At 67.1% G+C, this 19,302-nt stretch carries 18 protein-coding genes and 1 pseudogene; 9 read left to right on the top strand and 10 right to left on the bottom strand.

Going from position 1 to position 19,302, the window contains the following annotated elements:
• Window positions 1-105: 105 nt before the first annotated feature.
• The 8 genes and pseudogenes from IMT31_RS12895 to IMT31_RS12930 all read left to right on the top strand — a co-directional run.
• Window positions 106-330: pseudogene (locus tag IMT31_RS12895) on the top strand (sugar transferase); the annotation flags it as partial.
• Entirely contained in the window at window positions 330-1,448 is a 1,119-nt protein-coding gene (locus IMT31_RS12900) for a Gfo/Idh/MocA family protein (RefSeq protein WP_413543032.1), read from the top strand. The pseudogene IMT31_RS12895 and the gene IMT31_RS12900, both read left to right, overlap by 1 nt.
• Complete coding sequence (locus IMT31_RS12905; protein WP_413543033.1) at window positions 1,445-1,861, top strand: NAD-dependent epimerase/dehydratase family protein; 417 nt, start codon at window positions 1,445-1,447, stop codon at window positions 1,859-1,861. The genes IMT31_RS12900 and IMT31_RS12905 overlap by 4 nt, the downstream gene beginning before the upstream one ends.
• A 31-nt stretch (window positions 1,862-1,892) precedes the next feature.
• Window positions 1,893-3,074, top strand: a complete 1,182-nt coding sequence (locus tag IMT31_RS12910; protein WP_309816703.1) for a DegT/DnrJ/EryC1/StrS family aminotransferase — start codon at window positions 1,893-1,895, stop codon at window positions 3,072-3,074.
• A gap of 55 nt (window positions 3,075-3,129) precedes the next feature.
• Entirely contained in the window at window positions 3,130-4,287 is a 1,158-nt protein-coding gene (locus tag IMT31_RS12915) for a DegT/DnrJ/EryC1/StrS family aminotransferase (protein ID WP_309816708.1), read from the top strand.
• Between the two features lie 524 nt (window positions 4,288-4,811).
• The gene (locus IMT31_RS12920; RefSeq protein ID WP_413544424.1) at window positions 4,812-5,216 is read left to right on the top strand and encodes a glycosyltransferase; all 405 of its coding nucleotides are present in this window, start codon (window positions 4,812-4,814) and stop codon (window positions 5,214-5,216) included.
• Between the two features lie 517 nt (window positions 5,217-5,733).
• Complete coding sequence (gene glmU, locus IMT31_RS12925) at window positions 5,734-7,245, top strand: bifunctional UDP-N-acetylglucosamine diphosphorylase/glucosamine-1-phosphate N-acetyltransferase GlmU (protein WP_413543034.1); 1,512 nt, start codon at window positions 5,734-5,736, stop codon at window positions 7,243-7,245.
• Window positions 7,242-8,222: a ribose-phosphate diphosphokinase gene (locus IMT31_RS12930; RefSeq protein WP_413543035.1), complete on the top strand. Its 981-nt coding sequence runs from the start codon at window positions 7,242-7,244 to the stop codon at window positions 8,220-8,222. The genes glmU and IMT31_RS12930 overlap by 4 nt, the downstream gene beginning before the upstream one ends.
• A gap of 22 nt (window positions 8,223-8,244) precedes the next feature.
• Here IMT31_RS12930 and IMT31_RS12935 read toward each other — a convergent pair whose 3' ends face one another.
• From IMT31_RS12935 to IMT31_RS12980, 10 genes are all read right to left on the bottom strand, one after another.
• A complete protein-coding gene (locus IMT31_RS12935; RefSeq protein WP_413543036.1) occupies window positions 8,245-9,381 on the bottom strand; it encodes a hypothetical protein in 1,137 nt (378 codons plus the stop codon).
• Window positions 9,382-9,420: 39 nt separating this feature from the next.
• Window positions 9,421-9,942 carry a hypothetical protein gene (locus tag IMT31_RS12940; protein ID WP_413543037.1) on the bottom strand — a complete coding sequence of 174 codons (522 nt, stop codon included), beginning with the start codon at window positions 9,940-9,942 and terminating at the stop codon, window positions 9,421-9,423.
• On the bottom strand, window positions 9,939-12,563 hold the full coding sequence (locus IMT31_RS12945; protein ID WP_413543038.1) for a galactose oxidase-like domain-containing protein: 2,625 nt from the start codon (window positions 12,561-12,563) through the stop codon (window positions 9,939-9,941). The genes IMT31_RS12940 and IMT31_RS12945 overlap by 4 nt, the downstream gene beginning before the upstream one ends.
• 164 nt (window positions 12,564-12,727) lie before the next feature.
• Entirely contained in the window at window positions 12,728-14,203 is a 1,476-nt protein-coding gene (locus IMT31_RS12950; RefSeq protein WP_413543039.1) for an ArnT family glycosyltransferase, read from the bottom strand.
• A complete protein-coding gene (locus IMT31_RS12955) occupies window positions 14,200-15,033 on the bottom strand; it encodes a polysaccharide deacetylase family protein (protein WP_413543040.1) in 834 nt (277 codons plus the stop codon). The genes IMT31_RS12950 and IMT31_RS12955 overlap by 4 nt, the downstream gene beginning before the upstream one ends.
• A gap of 5 nt (window positions 15,034-15,038) precedes the next feature.
• Window positions 15,039-15,194, bottom strand: a complete 156-nt coding sequence (locus IMT31_RS12960; protein ID WP_309816741.1) for a hypothetical protein — start codon at window positions 15,192-15,194, stop codon at window positions 15,039-15,041.
• A gap of 15 nt (window positions 15,195-15,209) precedes the next feature.
• On the bottom strand, window positions 15,210-16,364 hold the full coding sequence (locus tag IMT31_RS12965; protein WP_413543041.1) for a glycosyltransferase family 2 protein: 1,155 nt from the start codon (window positions 16,362-16,364) through the stop codon (window positions 15,210-15,212).
• Window positions 16,355-16,492 carry a hypothetical protein gene (locus IMT31_RS12970; protein ID WP_413543042.1) on the bottom strand — a complete coding sequence of 46 codons (138 nt, stop codon included), beginning with the start codon at window positions 16,490-16,492 and terminating at the stop codon, window positions 16,355-16,357. The genes IMT31_RS12965 and IMT31_RS12970 overlap by 10 nt, the downstream gene beginning before the upstream one ends.
• The gene (locus IMT31_RS12975; protein ID WP_413543043.1) at window positions 16,489-16,908 is read right to left on the bottom strand and encodes a GtrA family protein; all 420 of its coding nucleotides are present in this window, start codon (window positions 16,906-16,908) and stop codon (window positions 16,489-16,491) included. Before IMT31_RS12975 ends, IMT31_RS12970 begins: the two co-directional genes overlap by 4 nt.
• 580 nt (window positions 16,909-17,488) lie before the next feature.
• Complete coding sequence (locus IMT31_RS12980; protein ID WP_413543044.1) at window positions 17,489-18,076, bottom strand: TetR/AcrR family transcriptional regulator; 588 nt, start codon at window positions 18,074-18,076, stop codon at window positions 17,489-17,491.
• 169 nt (window positions 18,077-18,245) lie between these two features.
• Between IMT31_RS12980 and IMT31_RS12985 the strand changes: the two genes are divergently transcribed.
• Window positions 18,246-19,274: an NADP-dependent oxidoreductase gene (locus IMT31_RS12985; protein WP_413543045.1), complete on the top strand. Its 1,029-nt coding sequence runs from the start codon at window positions 18,246-18,248 to the stop codon at window positions 19,272-19,274.
• The last annotated feature ends 28 nt before the right edge of the window (window positions 19,275-19,302 follow it).

Consider the following 19,302-nt stretch of genomic DNA (forward strand, 5'->3'; position numbering starts at 1 on the left):
CGCGGCGCACCCGCATCGAGAGTGTTTTGCGGTGATACTCGCCGGACGAGCCCCCTCTGTTCTGGAATGCCATGAGGAGGAGATCCCCCTCATGGGCACCGGCCCCCGCTGCCGGACGAGGTTGCACGTTGCGCCGATCATCGGGGGCATGGACTCCACATCAAACCCGGGTTCACCGGTCTTTGGCAGATCGACGGACGCCCTGACCTGGGGTGGAACGAATGCTCCCGCCTCGATCTCTACCACGTCGAGAAATGGACCGTCACCAGAGATCTGCAGACCTTGTGGCGAACCTCCAAAGTCATAATCGAGCCCGAAGGAGCGCACTGATGAGTGTCACCGTCGATTCCACCGTCCATCCCGCCCTGCGCGTCGCAGTCATCGGTGCCGGGTACTGGGGCCCCAACCTGGCCCGCAACTTCGCCATGAGCTCGGACTGGGACCTCGTGGCCATCTGCGACATGGACGCCGGGCGCGCGGAGGAGCTCTCCCGCAAGACCGGCAACCCGGCAGTGGTCACCTCCGTGGACGAGCTGCTGGCCCGGCACGATGTGGACGCAGTCGCCATCGCGACCCCGACCCACACCCACCATGCGATCGCCCTGCAGGCGATCGAGGCCGGAAAGCACGTAGTGGTGGAGAAGCCGCTGGCCGACACCACCGAACGCGGCCGGGAGATAGTGACCGCCGCCCGGGAGGCCGGCACTATCCTGATGGCCGACCACACCTACTGCTACACCCCGGCCGTTCTGAAGATCCGCGAGCTCATAGCGTCGGGAACGCTGGGCGAGATCCATTATGTGGATTCGGTCCGGATAGACCTCGGGCTCATCCAACCGGATGTGGACGTATTCTGGGACCTTGCCCCGCACGACCTGTCCGTCCTGGACTTTATCCTTCCAGACGGTCTGCAGCCGCTGGCCGTTTCCGCCCTGGGCGCCGACCCATTGCGATCCGGTAAATCCTGCGTTGGCTATCTGGCCCTGCCCTTGGCCAACGGCGCCCTGGCTCACGTCCACGTCAACTGGCTCTCCCCGACCAAGATCCGGCAGATGGTGATCGGCGGATCCAAGAAGACCCTGATCTGGGACGATCTGAACCCGCAGCAGCGCCTCAGCATCTTCGACCGCAGTATGGACCTGGGACGCCAGGAAGACATCCTCGGCGATCCCGCCTCCCGCAAGGGCGCCGCCGTCGCCTACCGCCTCGGAGACACCTGGTCCCCGGCTCTCTCCGAGTTTGAGCCACTGGGGCTGATGGTGTCCTCGTTTTCCGAGGCCATCCGGAGCCGCCAGCCGGCTCCCACGGACGGCAACTCTGCGCTGCGGGTGCTGTCTGTCCTGAAGGCCGCCAGCGACTCTCTCGCCGCTGGCGGCGCCAAGGTGTCTGTCGGAAACTCGGTGTCTGCGGGCCTCGTCCCGGATCCATCCCCTTGGGCCACGCGATGAGCATCGCCCAGATCACCGGCACGTCCGCCCTGAGGGGCGGACGCTTTCTTGTCACGGGAGGGACCGGGATGGTCACTTCTGCGGTCGTAGACCAACTGTCGGCCTCCGGCGCACAATGCGTGACCGTGCTGGACAACCTGCAGCGCGGACGCCGGTCCAACATCGCCGCGGCACTGGACTCGGGCCGGGTGGAACTGGGCTCGGATCTGCCCATCGAGCTCGGGCCGGAGCGGGCCGTGAACTCGGATGTCCGCCGGCTGGCGGACATCTCCGCCGCGGATCGCGACCTCGGCTTCCGCGTCAGCATCGGATTCGACGAGGGCCTGCGCCAGCTCGTCGAGTGGTGGGGCCCCCTCCGCGAGGAAGTGGCCGCTGGCCGCCAACTCATCACCACCGCTGCGGTCGTCACCTGATCCGGCCGAGCCTAGAACGAGAAAGCAGACGATGAGCAGAATCAGCGTGATGAAGCCCTGGCTGGGCCCGGAAGAGGCCGAGGCCGTCGCCCAGGTCATCGCCACCGGCTGGGTGGCCCAGGGGCCCCGGACCGTGGAGTTCGAACGGGCCTTCAGCGCCACCCAAGGTGTGTCCCACGGCGTGGCCACCTCCTCCTGCACGACTGCCCTGCACCTGGCGCTCCTGGTGGCCGGGGTCCAGATGGGTGACGACGTGATCGTCCCGTCCCTATCCTTCATCGCCACGGCCAACGCGGTGACCTATCTGGGGGCCCGCCCGGTGTTCGCGGACGTGGACCTCGTGACCGGCAACGTGACGGCCGAGACCCTGGACGCCGTCCTGACGCCCCGGACCACGGCCGTGATCGCTGTGGACCAGGGCGGCATGCCACTGGACCTGGAGCCGATCCGTGAGCTGTGCGATCGGCACTCCCTGGCCCTGATCGAGGACGCCGCCGGCGGCGCCGGATCCACCTACCGCGGCCGGCCCGTGGGCACGGGAGCGGACATAACGGCGTGGTCCTTCCACCCCCGCAAGATGCTCACCACGGGCGAAGGAGGCATGCTCACCACGGACAACCCCGAGTGGGCGGCCCGGGCACGCAGGCTACGGGAGCACTCCATGGACGTCTCGGCCGCCGAACGGCATACTTCCGTGCTGCCGGTCCAGGAGGGATATCCCGAGGTGGGCTACAACTACCGGATGACCGACATGCAGGCGGCCATGGGACTGGTCCAGCTGGGCAAGCTGCCGGAGATGGTCCGCCGACGCCGGGCGCTCGCGGACGACTACCAGGCCGTGCTGGCGAGTCTGCCGGGCCTGCGCTATGCCGTGGATCCGGAGCACGGTACCTCCAACTTCCAGTCCTTCTGGGTGGAGGTCCTGCCGGACTTCCCGTTGGGCCGCGAGGAACTGCTCGAGTGGCTGGCCGCGGACGGGATCTCCTCCCGGCGGGGGATCATGGCGGCCCACCGGCAGGGGGCCTACGCGGGTCACTCGGGCCTGGTGCGTCCCCTGCCCATGACCGACCGGCTGACGGACAACACCCTGATCCTGCCGATCTTCCACACCATGACCGAGGCCGAGCACCGGAGGGTGACGGACAGCTTGCGGGCCGCCGCCGAGTCCCCGCGGAACATGCGCGATCACGCCTCCCTCAATGGGAGTGGATGACCATGGCCGCTGTGGCCGGCTCGCCACGGCAGCGCATCAAAGGAGGAACTGTGGCATGACACTCAGCAGGATCACCGACGTGCCTGTCGAGGCCACATCAATTCCCGCCGTGGACCTCGGTGCGCAGCAGCGTGAGATCGACGAGGAGGTCCAGGCGGGCCTGCGCCGGGTCTTCGACACTACCGCATTCATGGACGGTCCAGACGTGAAATCCTTCGAGCGCGAGTTCGCTGCTTTCATCGAGGTCTCGGACTGCGTGGGCGTCGGCAACGGCACGGACGCGCTTGAGCTGGCACTACGGGCCGCGGGTGTGACGGCTGGGGGTGAGGTCATCCTCCCGGCGAACACCGTCCCGTCCACGACCGAGGCGGTCAGCCGCATTGGTGCCGCTCCCGTCCTCGTGGACGTCGATCCGCGGTACCTGCTGATCGATCCGGAAGCTGTCGCCGCAGCCGTCAATGGCCGGACCCAGGCCATCGTGCCGGTGCACCTCCACGGGCAGACCGCCTTCGTGGAGCAGCTCCGTCCGGAGGCGGAGAGGGTCGGCGCGGTCATCGTCGAGGACGCGTCCCAGGCCCAAGGGGCCTTCCGGCACGGGCGAATGGCCGGCAGTCTGGGGCTGGCTTCCGGGACCGGGTTCTCTCCGGGGCGTAACCTCGGGGCGGCCGGGAACGCCGGTGCCGTGCTGACCGACGACGCCGGCTTGGCGGCCCGGGTGCGCAGCGAGCACGTTGGCCCACAGCAGGACCGGCACCGTACAGTCGGCATGGACTCCCGCCTGGATTCCGTGCAGGCCGTGGTCCTACGGGCCAAACTGTCCCGCCTGGAGCGGTGGAACGGACTGCGACGGGCCGCTGCGGACCGTTACACCGAGTTGTTGCGGCCCCTGGCGGCGCTAGGGGCCGTATGGTTGCCGTCTGAGGCCCAGGGCAACTATCACGTATGGCAGTTGTATACGGTCCAAGTGGAGGACCGTGACCGCGTGCTGGCCGAGCTTCAAGAGGCCGGGATCGGGGCGGTAGCGCACTACCCCGATCCCATGCACCCGGCCGGTGCAGTCCATCAACTGGGCCTGAGGCATGGCGCTTTCCCCATTGCCGAGGCTGCGGCGGATAGGTTGCTGTCCTTGCCGATCTTCCCGCACATTACGGAGGAGCAGCAGGAGCGTGTCGTCGACGTGCTGGTCCGCTCGTTGCTCACCGTGCGGCAGTGACGCCGAGTCGTCGACCGTGAAGAAGCTTCCAGCCATCGAAACCTTTAACCGGGAGCAGGCAGTGCGATGAGGGTTTTGACGTATCCGCTTGAACTCAGCATCGGCGGGAGCCAGGTGACCGCCATCGAGCTAACTGTTGAGATGCAGCGGCCCGGGCACGCGGTGGCTGTCTATGGCCAGAGCGGCACCCTATCTGAGCGCATTCGAGAACTGGACCTGGAATTCATCGAGTCGCCGCGGGTTCGCACGCGACCGACGCCGTCTATCGTCTCGTCGCTACGGCGAGAGTTGACTCGACGCGGCACAGAAATTGTCCACGGTTATGGGTGGCCCCGACCCTTGAAGCGACGCTCGCCCGCCGTGGGACCGGGGCCGTCCCCGTCTCGACGGTGTTGTCGTTGCCCGTCGCGCCCTTCATCCCGATCTACGTACCGTTATTGGTGGGAACGGATCAGACGAGGGTGGCCGAACTACCATTGGGACGTCGGTACGTCGGTCTGATGGAGCCGCCTGTCGATGCCCGGATGAACTCCCCGCACGCGAGCCTTCCCCTCCGTGCATTCTGCCGACCTTGGAACCTGGACCCCGACGCTTTCACCGTCGTGGTGGTCTCCGGGATGGCTCACGGCGCAAGACTGGAGAGGGCCATGACGGCCATCAAGACCGTTGGCCGACTCAGCCGTAAGCACCGGGTCCAGCTTGTCGTCGTCGGTGGGGGCGAAGCACTCGACACGGTCCGAAAGCGTGCGCAGCAAGTCAACGCGGAAGCCACCAGTACCGCAATCGTGGTGACCGGAGAGATGATCGCTCCGAGACCGGCCTATGAGGTTTCAGATGTAACACTGAGCATGGGCAGTTCCGTCGTCCGGGCCATGGCCTTCGGCACGCCTGTCATTGTGCAGGGGACCGGGAGGTCTTCGAGCCACTGACCGCGGACACCCTGCCATTCTTCCTCCAGCAGGGGTGGGACGGGCACGGGCCAGCTCCGGCGGGAGCGTTCGCCCGCCTGTACTCGCTGCTCACGGCCCTGCTGAAGGATCCAGGTGAGCGCCGCAGGCGGGCGGAGTTGTCCCTTCGGGTGGCCCGTGAGCGCTTCAGCCTGACCGGCGCCGCCGAACGCCAATTGGACTTCTTCGAACGCGTCCAGCGCACGTCCGCCAGACCGAGTGCGCGGACTGCTTCCTCGGACGCGCTGACGGCGAGGAGGTTTTTGTGCCACCAGATGAGGAACAGGATCGATCGGTGGCCCGGCCTTGGCGCAGTTCAGGACCTCCACCGCCGGGCGACCACGGCCACCTGAGGGGAACCCGTCCGCGTTACCCACATTCGACTTCGTGCGGGGTTTCCGGTTCGGCCCCCTCCCGCCCGACGGTCTAGACTGGCCCGCGGCGGTTAACCACCTTTCGGTGCGCCACTACCGGACGATCGAAGCAGGAGCGCAGATCCTTGACCGAATCCCCCGTGACACCCGCAGCTCAGGCAGGACCGGCCGCAGTCATCGTCCTGGCCGCCGGCGCGGGGACCCGGATGAAGTCCAAGACCCCCAAGATCCTGCACCCGATCGGTGGGGCCTCCATGATCGGTCATGCGCTCGCGGCCGCTGCCGGCCTGAATCCGCAGGAGTTGGTGGCCGTGGTCCGCCACCAGCGGGACCTGGTGGCGGATCACATCCTTTCTCTGTCGGAGAGGCTCGGCACCACCCCGGTCATCGCGGACCAGGACGAGGTGCCCGGCACCGGACGTGCGGTGCAGTGCGGGCTCGAGGCACTCACCGCGGCATCGGCCGCCGGCAGCCTGTCCGGCACCGTCGTCGTCACCTACGGGGACGTCCCCCTGCTGACCACCGAGCTGCTGGCCGAGCTCGTGCAGACCCATGAGGCCGACTCCAATGCGGTCACCGTGCTCACCGCCCTGCTCGAGGACCCCACCGGCTACGGCCGTATCCTGCGGGACACGGACGGTTCCGTGGCCGGGATCGTGGAGCACAAGGACGCCACGGACGCCCAGCGGCAGGTCAACGAGGTCAACTCCGGCATCTACGCCTTCGACGGCGCCGTGCTGAGCACCGCACTGGCCCAGGTCACCACGGACAACGCCCAGGGCGAGATGTACCTGACCGATGTCCTGCAGATCGCCCGCGCTGCCGGGGGGCGCGTCGCCGCGGTCTCCACCACGGACCAGTGGCAGGTGGAGGGCGCCAATGACCGCGTGCAGCTGCAGGCCCTCGGTGCGGAGATGAATCGCCGCACCCTTCAACGCCACATGCGCGCCGGAACCACCATCCAGGACCCGGCCACCACGTGGATCGACTCCACCGTGACACTGGAGCCGGACACCACCGTCCTGCCCAACACCCACCTGCAGGGCTCCACGCACATCGGCGAGGATTCCGTCATCGGCCCGGACACCACCCTCGTGGACACCCGGGTCGGCAGCGGCGCCACCGTCACCCGTACCCAGGCGACGGGCGCCGTCATCGGCGACCGGGCCGGCGTCGGGCCCTTCACCTACATCCGCCCCGGCACGGTGCTGGGTGAGCTGGGCAAGATCGGTGCGTTCTACGAGACCAAGAACGTGACCGTGGGCCGTGGTTCCAAGCTCTCCCACCTCGGCTACGCCGGGGACGCGGAGATCGGTGATCACACGAACATCGGCTGCGGCAACATCACCGCCAACTATGACGGCGTGAACAAGCACCGCACCGTGATCGGCAACCACGTGCGCACCTCGTCCAACACTGTGTTCATCGCACCGGTGACGGTCGGAGACGGCGCCTACACCGGCGCCGGCGCCGTGGTCCGCAAGGACGTCCCGGCCGGCGCGCTGGCCCTGACCGTGGCCCCGCAACGCAACACCGAGGGCTGGGTCGAGGACCGCCGCCCCGGTTCCCCGGCGGCCGAGGCCGCCGCCCAGGTCCGTTTGACCCACCAGCCCGGAACAGAAAGCGACAACGCATGAACGAGATCACGCAGCACAGCGAGAAGAAGCTGGTTCTGGCCGCCGGCCGGGCCCACCCCGAGCTGGCGGCCCAGGTGGCCGATGAGCTCGGCACCGAGCTGCTGCCGATGAGCGCCTACGACTTCGCGAACGGAGAGATCTACGTCCGCTCGGCCGAGTCCGTGCGCGGCAAGGACATCTTCGTGCTGCAGTCCCACCCGGCTCCGCTGAACAACCACCTCATGGAGCAGATGCTCATGCTGGACTCGTTCAAGCGTGCCTCCGCCAAGCGCATCACCGTGGTCTCCCCGTTCTACCCCTACGCCCGTCAGGACAAGAAGGGCCGAGGCCGCGAGCCCATCTCCGCGCGCCTCGTGGCGGACATGTACCGGACGGCTGGCGCTGACCGCATCATGAGCGTGGACCTGCACACCGCCCAGATCCAGGGCTTCTTCGACGGCCCGGTGGACCACCTGTTCGCCGTGCCGCTGCTGAGCGACTACATCCGCACCAAGACCGAGGGCGAAGAGCTCACCGTGGTCTCCCCGGACACCGGCCGCGTGCGGGTGGCCGAGCAGTGGGCCGAACGCCTGGGTGGCGCCCCGCTGGCCTTCGTGCACAAGTCCCGGGATCTCACCGTGCCGAACCAGGCGGTGTCCAAGCAGGTCGTCGGACAGGTCGAGGGCCGTACCTGCGTGCTGATCGATGACATGATCGACACCGGAGGAACCATCGCCGGCGCCGTGCGCGTGCTCAAGGAGGCCGGTGCCAAGGACGTCATCATCGCCGCCACCCACGCCGTGTTCTCCGATCCGGCTGCCCAGCGCCTGGCGGAGTCCGGCGCCCGCGAGGTGGTGGTCACCAACACCCTGCCCATCCCGCCGGAGAAGCAATTCGATGCCCTGACGGTGCTGTCCATTGCCCCGCTCCTGGCCCGCGCCATCCGCGAAGTCTTCGAGGACGGCTCCGTCACGAGCCTGTTCGACGGCAACGCCTGATCCAGCCGGGTGCGTTGGCCCCTTACTGATCGGTGATGCTGTGATGCTGTGATGGTGGGCTGTGTCTCACGCGAGTGATCTCGGCTGTGATGTCTCGTCCCGGCAAGGGCGCGAAGATCGGGATCATGGGCGGCACTGTCAGGGGCGGCATCCTGGCCGGTAGGGCCGAGCTCATCACCAGGGGACCCACGTGGCTGGCAAACGGCCAGCCCATACTTTCGTCGGTCGATATATTCCAGTTGAAGACGCCCCGAAGCTGGGGATGACGGGTCGTCAATGTCATCCAGACTCGCTCGACGGCGGCATGGGTGGAGTAGTTGGCAGCACGTGCCACGCCGACGCCGACGCCGACGCAACGAGAGTCACCCATGAGGGCCACCCACTCGTTGACGGATTCCACGATGTGGTTCTCATCGGCCAGTCCGGGACCGTCATAATACTGTGGGCTGACCATGTCCAAGACGCCAGCGTCGATCATCGCCTTGCAGTGCCTGATATCGGCAGGACGCCACGGAGCGGGCGGACTGGTGATCGCGAAGCTGTGGCCGTACGTGGCCTTGAGCTGCTGAGAGACCCAGATCATCTGGTCGGTGTTGGGCTGCTGCTCACCCTCGTAGGTGTTCCAATCGAGACCGTCGAAGCCGCCGAGTTCGCCGTAGATGCGCTTGATGCTGTCCAGGAAAGTCTGGGCGCGGGTTCGGGTGGATAGGTCGATGTACTGCCGGGCGCCCCCGACCGTGAGGATCGCCGTCCGGCTCCGGCGAAACTCGGCGAGGTCCGCAGTGAAGTGGGTGGCCGCTCCGCGTCCATCGCCGACAGCGTTCCACTGGACAGCTCCGGTCGTCCCGGGAGCGCCTCCGACGGGAGTGGCGTGGAAGAGGAACACCGTGTTGTATTGCGCCGGAATCTCGGTCAGCCGGAGTGGCGTGCCCCAGGGCGTCCAGTATCCGGCGACGACCCGCTGCGGAAGCGGAACCATGATTTTGCTCCTGTCCATCGGGATGCTCTGGTCGTAGGGGTAGTCCGCCGGGACGGGCTCGCGGCGAAGCTCGCCGTGGCGGCGTGGCTGCTGAACCTCACGGTCTTCAGGGTGCCGCACCGTTCCGAGGACTCCTACCCCCCACGTCGCGCTGTACAGGAAGGAGCGTCGGGTGATCATGGGCCGGACCCTGCCCTCCTGTGTGGTGTTTACCGGATATCAGGTGTCGTCGCCCTTTCCGCAGGCGATTCCGTCGCCGTTGGAGTCGAGCCCGAGTGGGTCTCCGACCGTCTCGATGCCCCGGGGGATGAGGTCCCGAACGTCGTTGCAGTTGTAGAACGCGGCCATCTCCATGCCGCTCATCCCTGCGTGGCCGGCATGCTCGCCCGCGAGCCGCGGTGGAACTGGCGGCAAGCAGACCCCGCCGGCGCCGTATCCCGGAACGCATCCCCCCGCCAAAGCCGTGTCGGTGACATCGTCGGCATCCAGCCCCTTGCCCTTGTCCGAAGTCATGTTGATTCCAGCGGCCTGTTCAGGATCGGGCTCGTTGACTGCCTCGGCCTCTGGCGCGACCGCTGCGATCGGCACCTCGGCCTCGGGGACCTCGGCGTCCGGCCGCGGGTCCGCCGCCTCCACCGGAACCTGGTCGGCTGTGGTTCCCGCCGTCGCCGAGGGCTCAGCGCATCCCGTCAGGACCAGCAGGATGCCGACCATCGCGAGTGCGGCGCGTGGGGTTCTCATCTCACATTCACCATTTTCGCAATCGAGGGGATGCCTTCCGTATCCAGGACCGTGAGCATGTAAGGTCCGGGCGGAAGGAGCGCAGGGTTGGACGGGACACTGGCACGCCGCGAATCACCGGTGCCGGTGATCGGCAGGTCCACCAGGCGCGCGTTGGTGTCGGTCTGGTGGGTGGCAGACCCCACGGCCGTGAGCGAGGCGCTCACCACGTCCCCGGTCACGCCGAGGTCAAAGGTGTCGCCGTATCCGGCCTCTCCCGGCGCCTCGGTGATGGTCGGGCGGTCGCCCTTGAACAGGTACCCCGGTTCGTAGACCGACACCTTCATCTCGAAGGAGCCATCGGCCGGATTCGATCCGAAGACCGCTACCCGGCCGTCCATCAGGACCAGGGAGGACGAGTGGTAGTTTCGGCCGATCGGATCCTCCGCCACGGGCGTCCAGTCGTTGCTCGCGGGGTTGTAGTTGGCAGCTCTGAGGACGTTGCCCGCCCGCGGACCGGTGCTGCCGTTGGAGGCGAGCACCGTTCGGTCCGGCAGCGTCGAGAGATTGACGTACATGCGGCCCTCCGGCCCGGGCAGACTCGGCCCGGGCACCCAGGCGGGCGTGTCCGAGTTGAGGTTGATGAGGTCCACGCTGTTCGTCGCACCCCCGCGGTCGGTCGATCCGCCGCCGGCGATCATGAAGGTCTGGTTCTGGGCCGGGGGCAGCAGCACGGAACTGGCCTGGTCTCGCAGCTGCCGGTCACGCAGGCCACGGACGTCTCCACTGGTGCCGTTGCGCCAGTCGTGGATGACCGAGCCCGTCGAGGCCGGCGAAGAACCGAACGTGTAGCCCCCCGTGAAGAACAGGTTGCCGTTGGCCATGAGGAAGAAGTGTGGATAGGTGCCCCAGTACCTGTTGGTCTGGGTGGTCGCAGACGCTGGGAGCCACCGTTCGGTCTCCGAGTCGAACATCTCGACGGCGGTCGAGACCTTGGCCTTCCCATCACGGTTGTCGTAACCGCCGACCGACCAGATGTCGCCGGATTCCAGCTTGGTCAACGTCGGGTACCAGTGCCCCTCGATGGTGTCGTTCACCGCCGAGTAGCTATCATCGGCGGGATCGAAGATGTAGGACTTCTTGGACCCCACGTAGCCGACGGCGCCTTGGTGCCCGGCATAGCCCTCGGTGCCACCACTGATCAGCACCCGCCCGTCCGGCAGAGTGACGTGACCGGCGCAGAACATGTCGTACGGGACGGGGATCTCCTTGTAGGTCCCGTCATCCGGGTTCCACACCGCGCTCTTGAAGGTGCCGGCGTCGAAGTCGCCGGTGTCATTGCCGGACCCCGCCAGCAACAGCACCCGGCCATCGCTCAGCAGCGTCGAGTGGATGGCCCGGGACGGCAGCGGATTGTCCTGGACCGACCACCGGCCAGTGGCCGCCAGCCCGGTCTCCGGCGGGTCGGTCGGTGACGGCGTGGTCGTCGGGGTGGGCGACGGCACGGGCGTGGTTCCGCCCGGCAGAGTCACCTGTGCACCGACGGGAGCGTTGGCCTCCAGCCACCGCTCGGAGGCACCGTGTCCGGACAGTACGTAGCCGCCGCTGGGGATGGCCATGCCCTCCTTGCGCTTGCTCACCGAGGTGATCCTGCCGTTGCTGCCGACGGCGACCTCCGTGCCCCACATATTCGCCGGGCTCTTGGTGCCGGTGTAGCGCACTAGGAAGTCGGCGGCTCGGGGGATGTTCGTCCCGTCCAGGGCGCGGCGAGCCGACCCGATCTGCAGCTCGTCGGAGGCAGGCGGAGTCGTGGGCGTCGTAGTCGGCGTGGGAGTGGGCGTGGGCGACGGAGACGTTGAGGTCCCGCCCAGCTGGACCTGCTCCCCCACCTCGGCATGCGTGGTCAGCCACGCCCCGGAGGCGTCGTGACCGGACAGCACATAACCCCCGGGCGGGATGTCCATCCCCGCCTCGTAGCGTGAGATGGCGGTGATCTTGCCGTCCCGGTCCACCGCGACCTCGATGCCGTAGGGGTTCGCGGGACTCTTGGTCCCGGTGTACCTGATGAGCTGGTCGGTGCTGCGGTAGACGTTGGTGCCGTCCAGCTTGCGGGTGGCGGTGCCGATGCGGACGTGGCCGTCCGGGACCGGTGTCGGCGTCGCAGTGGGCGTGGCGGTGGGTGTCGCCGTCGGCGTGGCCGTCGGGGTGGGGGTCGGCGACGGCGTGGCCCCGCCGAAGTCCAGGGTGACGTCCGCCGCGTCGCTACGCCCGGGAGGGCCTCCCCAGGTCCGGACCCATTCCTCGTCCAGTACATGGGCCTCGATCTTGTATCCGGGGGAGTCGGGAAGCGTGTAGGTCCGGGTGCCGGGGAGCTCATAGGCTCCGTCACGGGTGGTCATCCGCTGGGAGACCTTCCACTCGCCACGCCACGTCCCATTGCTCGTACTGCCGCTGGACGGGGCGGTGGCCTCGTCGAGAAGGATTTTTCCCTCTCCGTTCTCCGGCACCTGCCGGGTGAAGTCGGGGTGGTATAACCACCATTCCACCTTGACGATGGGTCCCCTCGAGGCTTGTGTGACACGAGCGGTGGCCTCGAGTTCGACGTCGCCGCTGAGCTTCGATCCCCCAGCGGGCGCGGGCATGGTGACCGCAACGCACTGTGTACCCCACACACAAGGGGCCGCCACCGCCGAACTCACCCCGCCCATGCTGACAGTGCCGATCACGATCGCCATGGCGAGTAGCCTTCTGGACTTCTTCTTCTGCTTCACTCGGCCGCACTCCTTGATGCATCGGTGGTGGTGGTTCAATGGCGGGCGTAGATGAGCCAGAGGTCGTCCGGGGTGGCGGAAGACGCTGGGAATGGTTCGAACGCCAGGGAATAGGAGGGGCTCTCCTGCAGTGCCTCCAGGAACACCGCCTGCAGCGCGTCCTGTTCGGCATTCCCCACGCTGGAGGAGCGCAGGATCACCGACTGGTAGCGCTCAGCGTCCACAGCTTCCCGGATGGCCTGCTCGCCTCCGTAATACAGTTCGAAGGTGGTCTCCCAGGAGATGTCCGGGATCTCTCGGGTGTGATAGTCGAGCGAGTCCGTGGCCGAGCTGATGTAGAGGCCCGGCTGCGGGTCGGAGCCGATCGCCTCGACCACGCCCGCCACGTTGGGCCAGCGGTACATGGAGTCCGCGCGGACGAGGGGGAAAAGCGCCATGATCATGACCGTGAGGACCACGGGAGTGACCATCAGCGGATAGCGTGAGACGTGGGCCAGACACCAGCCGATCGGTAGTGCGAGCATCAGCACGGAGTAGGCCAGGTGCTTCTCGAAGGAGACGGCCTCCCCCAGGATCATCTGGCCGATGGGCAGCATCAGGGAGGCTGCCACCAGTCCGAGGCCCAGGACGGGAAGTCGCCATCCCGCTTCACGGAACATCAGGACCACGGCGAGGGCGGCGAGAAGGATGAGGAGGGCCAGGTGATCGGTCAGCAGGACCATCAGGTCGCCGACTCCGGCGGGGGACAACGCCTCCCGGTCTGTCGTGGTGAAAGCAAGGTCACTGCCGATCTCCGCGCCCCAGATCGCCCAGGACGTCCCCAGGGCGGCCAGGATGGCCACCGTGGCAAGGGCCGTCCTCATCAGTCCTCGGACACCGAAGACCAGGACGGCAGCCAACACCACGGGCACGAAGATGCCGGCCGTGTACTTGGTCAGGACGGCCAGGGTGAGTACGGCCCCCATCAGGACCGCTGAGGTGATCCCCGGACGGGTGAGTCCCAGCCAGAACCCCAGGGCGAGCAGCGCGACCACGGGGGCGTCAAAGGTTCCGAGCCAGCCCATGTAGACCACCGGGCCGGACAGCAGGAACGTGGCCGCGGTCAGGAGGCCGGCCCGCTGACCCCACAGGTGCCGCGCCGTGCCGTACATCAAGAAGGCCGCACCCAGGATGCATACCAGGCTGAAGACCCTGACCAGATAGAGCCCGCCCAGCGAGTCCAGCAGGGCGGCCAGAACCGGATAGAGCGTGGGCAACCCGGAGAAGAACGCGCCGGCGTCCCCCAATGGCTGCCCGTCGAACCACAGGGCGAGGTAGGCATGACCCGCGTTGATGTAGAGCGCCTCGTCGATGAAGGCCGTGTTGCGCAGACGGATCGCCAGTATCGCCACGTACGCCACGACCAGCCCCAGGATGATCCACTTCGGCTGGGGCCAGAACCGGCTCCTGGGCCGCTGGACTGGCAGGGTGAGTTGCGTGACCACAGGTCGGGTCGGTGTCATGGTGCTCATGGTGTGACCTCCTGTTGGGTGGCCCGTGCGCGGTGGGTGATGCCCACGTCGGTGGGCAGTTCTTCGTCGACCGTGGTGACCTGGCCGAAGCACAGCCCCTGGTCGTAGTAAGACCGGATGATCTGGGGTAGCGCCTCCACGGTCGGCGGCTTGCCGTCGTGCATGAGGAGGATGCCGCCGTCGGTCATGCCCTGAGACTGCTCGATCACCTGTTCGGCGGAGGCAGCCTCGTAGTCCTTGGAATCGACAGTCCACAGGACTTCCGTCATGCTTCGCTCCTCGGCGCCCTTCCGTATCTCTTGGTTGGTACCGCCGTAGGGCGGACGGAACAGCGTGTAGCTGTGGTCCACCAGATCGCGGTGGACCACGGTCGCCGCGTCGATGTCGTCCAGGGCCTCGTCCAATGGGATGGTCAGGAGTTCGGGGTGCGTCATCGTGTGGTTGCCTACTTGATGGCCTTCCCGGATCTGCCGCTCGACGAGTTCCGGCATCTTCTTATCCTGCAAGCCGAGGTTGAAGAAGGCCGCTGGCACGTCGTAGTGGCCGAGGATGTCCAGCAGGTCCTTCGTGACCTGAGTGGGGCCGTCGTCGAACGTCAGCGCGACGTACCCGCTGCAGGTCGCCGGGGCGTTGAGCTCGGGGAGGTGATCGACGTCCACGGCCTGGACCGTACTTTCCGCTCGGGGGATCGGGGTGGGATGGACCGTGGTGGTACTGCTGCATCCGGTCAAGACCAGGGTGGCCAGCGCGGCGAGGGATACGGTGGTGGTGCGTTTGCGCATGGTGACTCTCTCCGGGGATATGGCGGCCTCGATGTCCGAGGCCGCCATGATCCTCAGAACTCCTCCTTGGGCCTCAGTCGTGTCAAGACGATGCCTGCCATGATGAAGGCGACACCGGAGACGATGATCCAGAACACGTCCAATCCAGTCGCGGCAAGTGCGGTGGCTGCTACGCCTGAAGCGGCGACATTCTCTGTTGCTCCGTACATTTCTCTTCCCTCCCCTCAGGTGATCCAGACGCGCGCGTTGCGGCGCACGGCATCGAACAGGGCCCGCCAGTAGACGATGAACATGGCGTTGTCGTAAATCCACAGGGGGACGAACAGGATGGCGGTCCGCAAGGAGGGCTTGTCCTTGAGCCGGACCGCCACCACGATGTTCTCCGCCATGAAGATGGGTAGGAGGAACCAGTAGAGAGGGTTCGGGGCGACGTCCCACAGCAGCCAACTCAAGACCAGTGCGAGAAGGGCCATCGGGAAGAGCAGCGAAGAGAAGAAGGTGAAGGCCACGCCTCCCCAGGTGAGGCGGGTGATCTTGTTCCATCCGTACAGCCAGAGTGATTCCATGGCGCCTCGGTACCACCGCAGACGCTGGATCTCGAGCATCTGGATCGTCGGCATGATGTCGGTGACCACCGGGCAACGGCTCGTGCTGGTGCAGTCCATGCCCAGATGCCTGATGGCCAGGGTCAGCTCATAGTCCTCGGTGAGTGAGTCCTCCATGTAGACCGTGCCGGCCGCGCCAGGCAGTGACTTCCCGCGCGCGGAGGCAATGGCTCGGAAGGCATGTACCGGGAACACGGCTGCGGCTCCGGAAAGGACGTGGACCTTGCCGCCCTGCCGTCCCATGAGTCGGGTGCCGCGGGCGTACTCGATGGCCTGAGCCCGCTCGATGAAGTTCGTCGGTGTGCGGGCGACGATGCACCCGGAGACGCCACCCAGATTCTCTTTGACGTCGAAAGCCCACAGGGCGTTCTTGATGAAATCGGTGCTGAGCTCACCGTCTGCGTCCTGAGCGAGGATGAAGTCCTCGTCCTCGAGCAGCGGCATGACCAGCGCGAGGCCTTGGTTGAGTGCCCCCGCCTTCTTTGCCGTGTTGCCGATGGTCTCCACCACCTGGGCGCCGGCCTCACGGGCCAGCTGGACGGTGTTGTCCGTGCAATTGTCAGCCATGACGATGACCAGAGCCGGCTGAATGGACTGAGCGAACTGGCTCAGGACAGTCTTGACGATCCCTTCCTCCTCATTGTGCGCCGGGATGAGGGAGATGATCCGCGGCCCCGGTCGGTGCAGCCCAGAAAGGTCCAGGCCAGCCGCCTCTGCTGTCGCTGAGGCCGGGGTGGTCACCTGATCGGCGGATGCTTTCACTGTCAGTTGCACGGCGATCCTTCGTACGAGTACTCGGTGCAGCGGTCGCAGCCGAACTTCTGCACCACTTGCCTGGCATGGAGCTCTTCTGGAAGAGCGGAGGTCTGGTTCGAGGCGATGGGCTCGAGGACGGTGGTCATGTGGTCCGCTCCTCGGTCTGGGCGGCCGTCCAGGGCCGACTGATCTCGGGGCGGTGCCTGTAGATGACGCTGGACGTGAACGTGAAGCGGAGGACGAAGGCGACTGCCAGCGTGGCGGCCTGGGCCACGACGCTGTGAATCTGCAGCTGGGAGACCAAGAGGATCAGCACCGGGATTCGCACGAGGGTCTCGATGTTGTTGAACCCGAAGCTCGCCAGCAGCCGGTGCATGAAAGGGCGGCCTCCGAGCCGGTCGTGGAAGACGAGTCGCTCATGGAGCAGGAAGTTGCTCAGGATGGTGAGCTCGGTGGCCACGATGGACGCGACGAGGTAGTGCGCATCCATGCCGATCAGGCCTGCCATGATCAGCAGGTTCAACACGGCACCGAGTGCGCCGACCGCGGCGAAGGCGGTCACCCTTCGCACTGATAGACGACGGAGGAGACGAGAGACGACACCTGGAGCGGGCCCTGCCGGTGTTTCGGCGGCCTGCGGCATTGATGGGGCGACGGCGATGACGTCCAACGGCGGGCTCCTTCGTAGACGGTGACTGATTACCGCCCGGGGGGAGGCGGTGATATCGACTGAACACCGGCCTCGGGGAACCTTTCGGTGCCCGTCTGCAGGACGACGGGGAGTGAGGTGAACCCGGGGCGATGTCAACGACTCAAACTCTAGGAACGGGCCCAGATCGGGACACGCGTGGTCACTACCCGGATCTCATTTCCCGGCTACGCGCTTGCCTGCCGAAGTACTTACATGGGTCGCATACGGTGGTCCGAGTGCGCGCGGGCACACTCGAGCCTCGGCCGGGGAACGGGTGACCCCCTCGTCGCGGCCGGTCGGGGAGGGGCTGCCAGTGGACAGCTCAGCCGAGATGCCCATCGCTGCCCGCCGTGGGGCAGAGAGGCATCGGACCGCGGTGCAGGCCGTTCTGCACGGCCTCGCACAGGGCCCCTTCGCCGGTTTCCACCGGGGGGAGGGCCCCTGTCCCGTCTCAGGAGTCCGGTTCCCCGATCAGGTGCAGCGCGGCGGTCAGCGTCCCGGCAGCCTGGGCCGGGTCGATCCGGGCGAGGGTGAAGGCGGCCATGACCAGCCCGGTCACGGCGTCCCCGAGGCGGTCCCGCTCATTCGGTGACAGCGCCGGGCGCAGCGCGCTGATGCCGCGGGACAACGCCCGGTGCAGTTCGTCCCGGTAGTCGGCGATCACGCGGGCCACCGGGGCGTCCCGCGCGATGGGTGCCCCGGCGGAGTTGACGAGCAGGCAACCGTTCTCGGCCGGCATGGTGTCCCCGCGTTCCAGTGCGCCGCGCAGTCCGGCCAGGTAGTCCACCACGGCTCCCGCGGCCACCGGCTCCCGGGTCAGCGGCCGGAGTCGGGGCCGGACCACCTCCTCCAGGTAGCTGTCCACCGCGGCGTCGAACAGACCCCGCTTGGAGCCGAAGGTGTTGTACAAGCTGGACCGGGAGAGCCCCGTGGCCCGCTCGAGGTCCGGGACGGAGGCGTCCTCGTAGCCCTGACGCCAGAACAGCGTGCGGGCGGCACGCACCACCGTGTCCCGGTCGAATCCCTGAGTACGCGCCATCCGCTGCCCTCGCTGCCCGTCGCTTGAAGTCGTCCTTCCCCCCAGTCTATTCTGAACTGGTCGTTACAGAAAATAGGCGTCCGGGGTTCCCGGAACAGGGAGGGCACGTCACGCTCACCACCATCGTCACGCCACTGATATCCCACCCATGTTCGAGCCAGGAGAACCCTTGTCAGAGAACCTCAGCACACAGATCCAGCTTGCCGCCCGCCCCAGCGGCTGGCCCACCCACGAGGACTTCCACACGGCCACCGTGGCACTGGGGGAGCTGGGTCCGGGCCAGGTGCGCGTGCGCAATGAGTTCGTCTCCGTGGACCCGTACATGCGCGGCCGGATGAGCGATGCCCGTAGCTATGTGGCCCCCTATGAGTTGGGGCAACAGATCACGGGCGGGGCCATCGGCCGCGTGGTGGCATCCGCCGAAGCCTCGCTCCAGGTGGGCACCGTGGTGCTGCACCAGCACGGGTGGAGCGATCTGGTGCAGGACGCCGCAGACACCTTCCGGGCTGTCCCCGAGACTCCCGGCGTCCCGCTCTCGCTGCGCCTACACATCCTCGGGATGACGGGGCTGACCGCCTACACCGGCCTGACGGCCATCGCCGGGATGCAGCCCGGGGACACTGTGTTCGTCTCCGGCGCCGCCGGGGCGGTGGGCACAGCTGTGGGGCAGATCGCCCGTCAGCTCGGCGCCGGACGGGTCATCGGATCCGCCGGCAGTGCGGAGAAGGTCGGCCTGCTGACCTCCAAGTACGGCTTCGACGCCGCCTTCGACTACAAGGAGGGCGATCCCCGCACTCAGCTGGCGGAGGCCGCTCCCGAGGGGATCGACGTGTTCTTCGACAACGTCGGTGGAGACCATCTGGAGGCCGCCCTGGACGCCTTCAACGACGGCGGCCGCGCGGCGCTGTGCGGGGCCATCTCCACCTACAACACGGCGAAGCCCGCGCCGGGGCCGAACAACCTGTCCAACATCATCACCCGAGGGCTCACCGTGCAGGGCTTCACCCTGGGCCACTACCTGCACCTCTCGCCGGAGTTCAACGAGAAGATGTCCGGATGGTTCGCTGAGGGCAGGATCGTCTATGACGAGACCATCGTGGACGGGATCGAGCACACGGTGGATGCTTTCCTGGACATGATGCGCGGGGCCAACACCGGCAAGATGCTCGTCCGGATCGCCCCGGTCCGGGCCTCGTGACCGGCAGCCCGGCCGGCGCAGCCCGTCC

Origin of the sequence: Citricoccus nitrophenolicus, from assembly GCF_047305825.1 — a bacterium.
In the GTDB taxonomy this organism is placed as follows: Bacteria; Actinomycetota; Actinomycetes; order Actinomycetales; family Micrococcaceae; genus Citricoccus; species Citricoccus nitrophenolicus.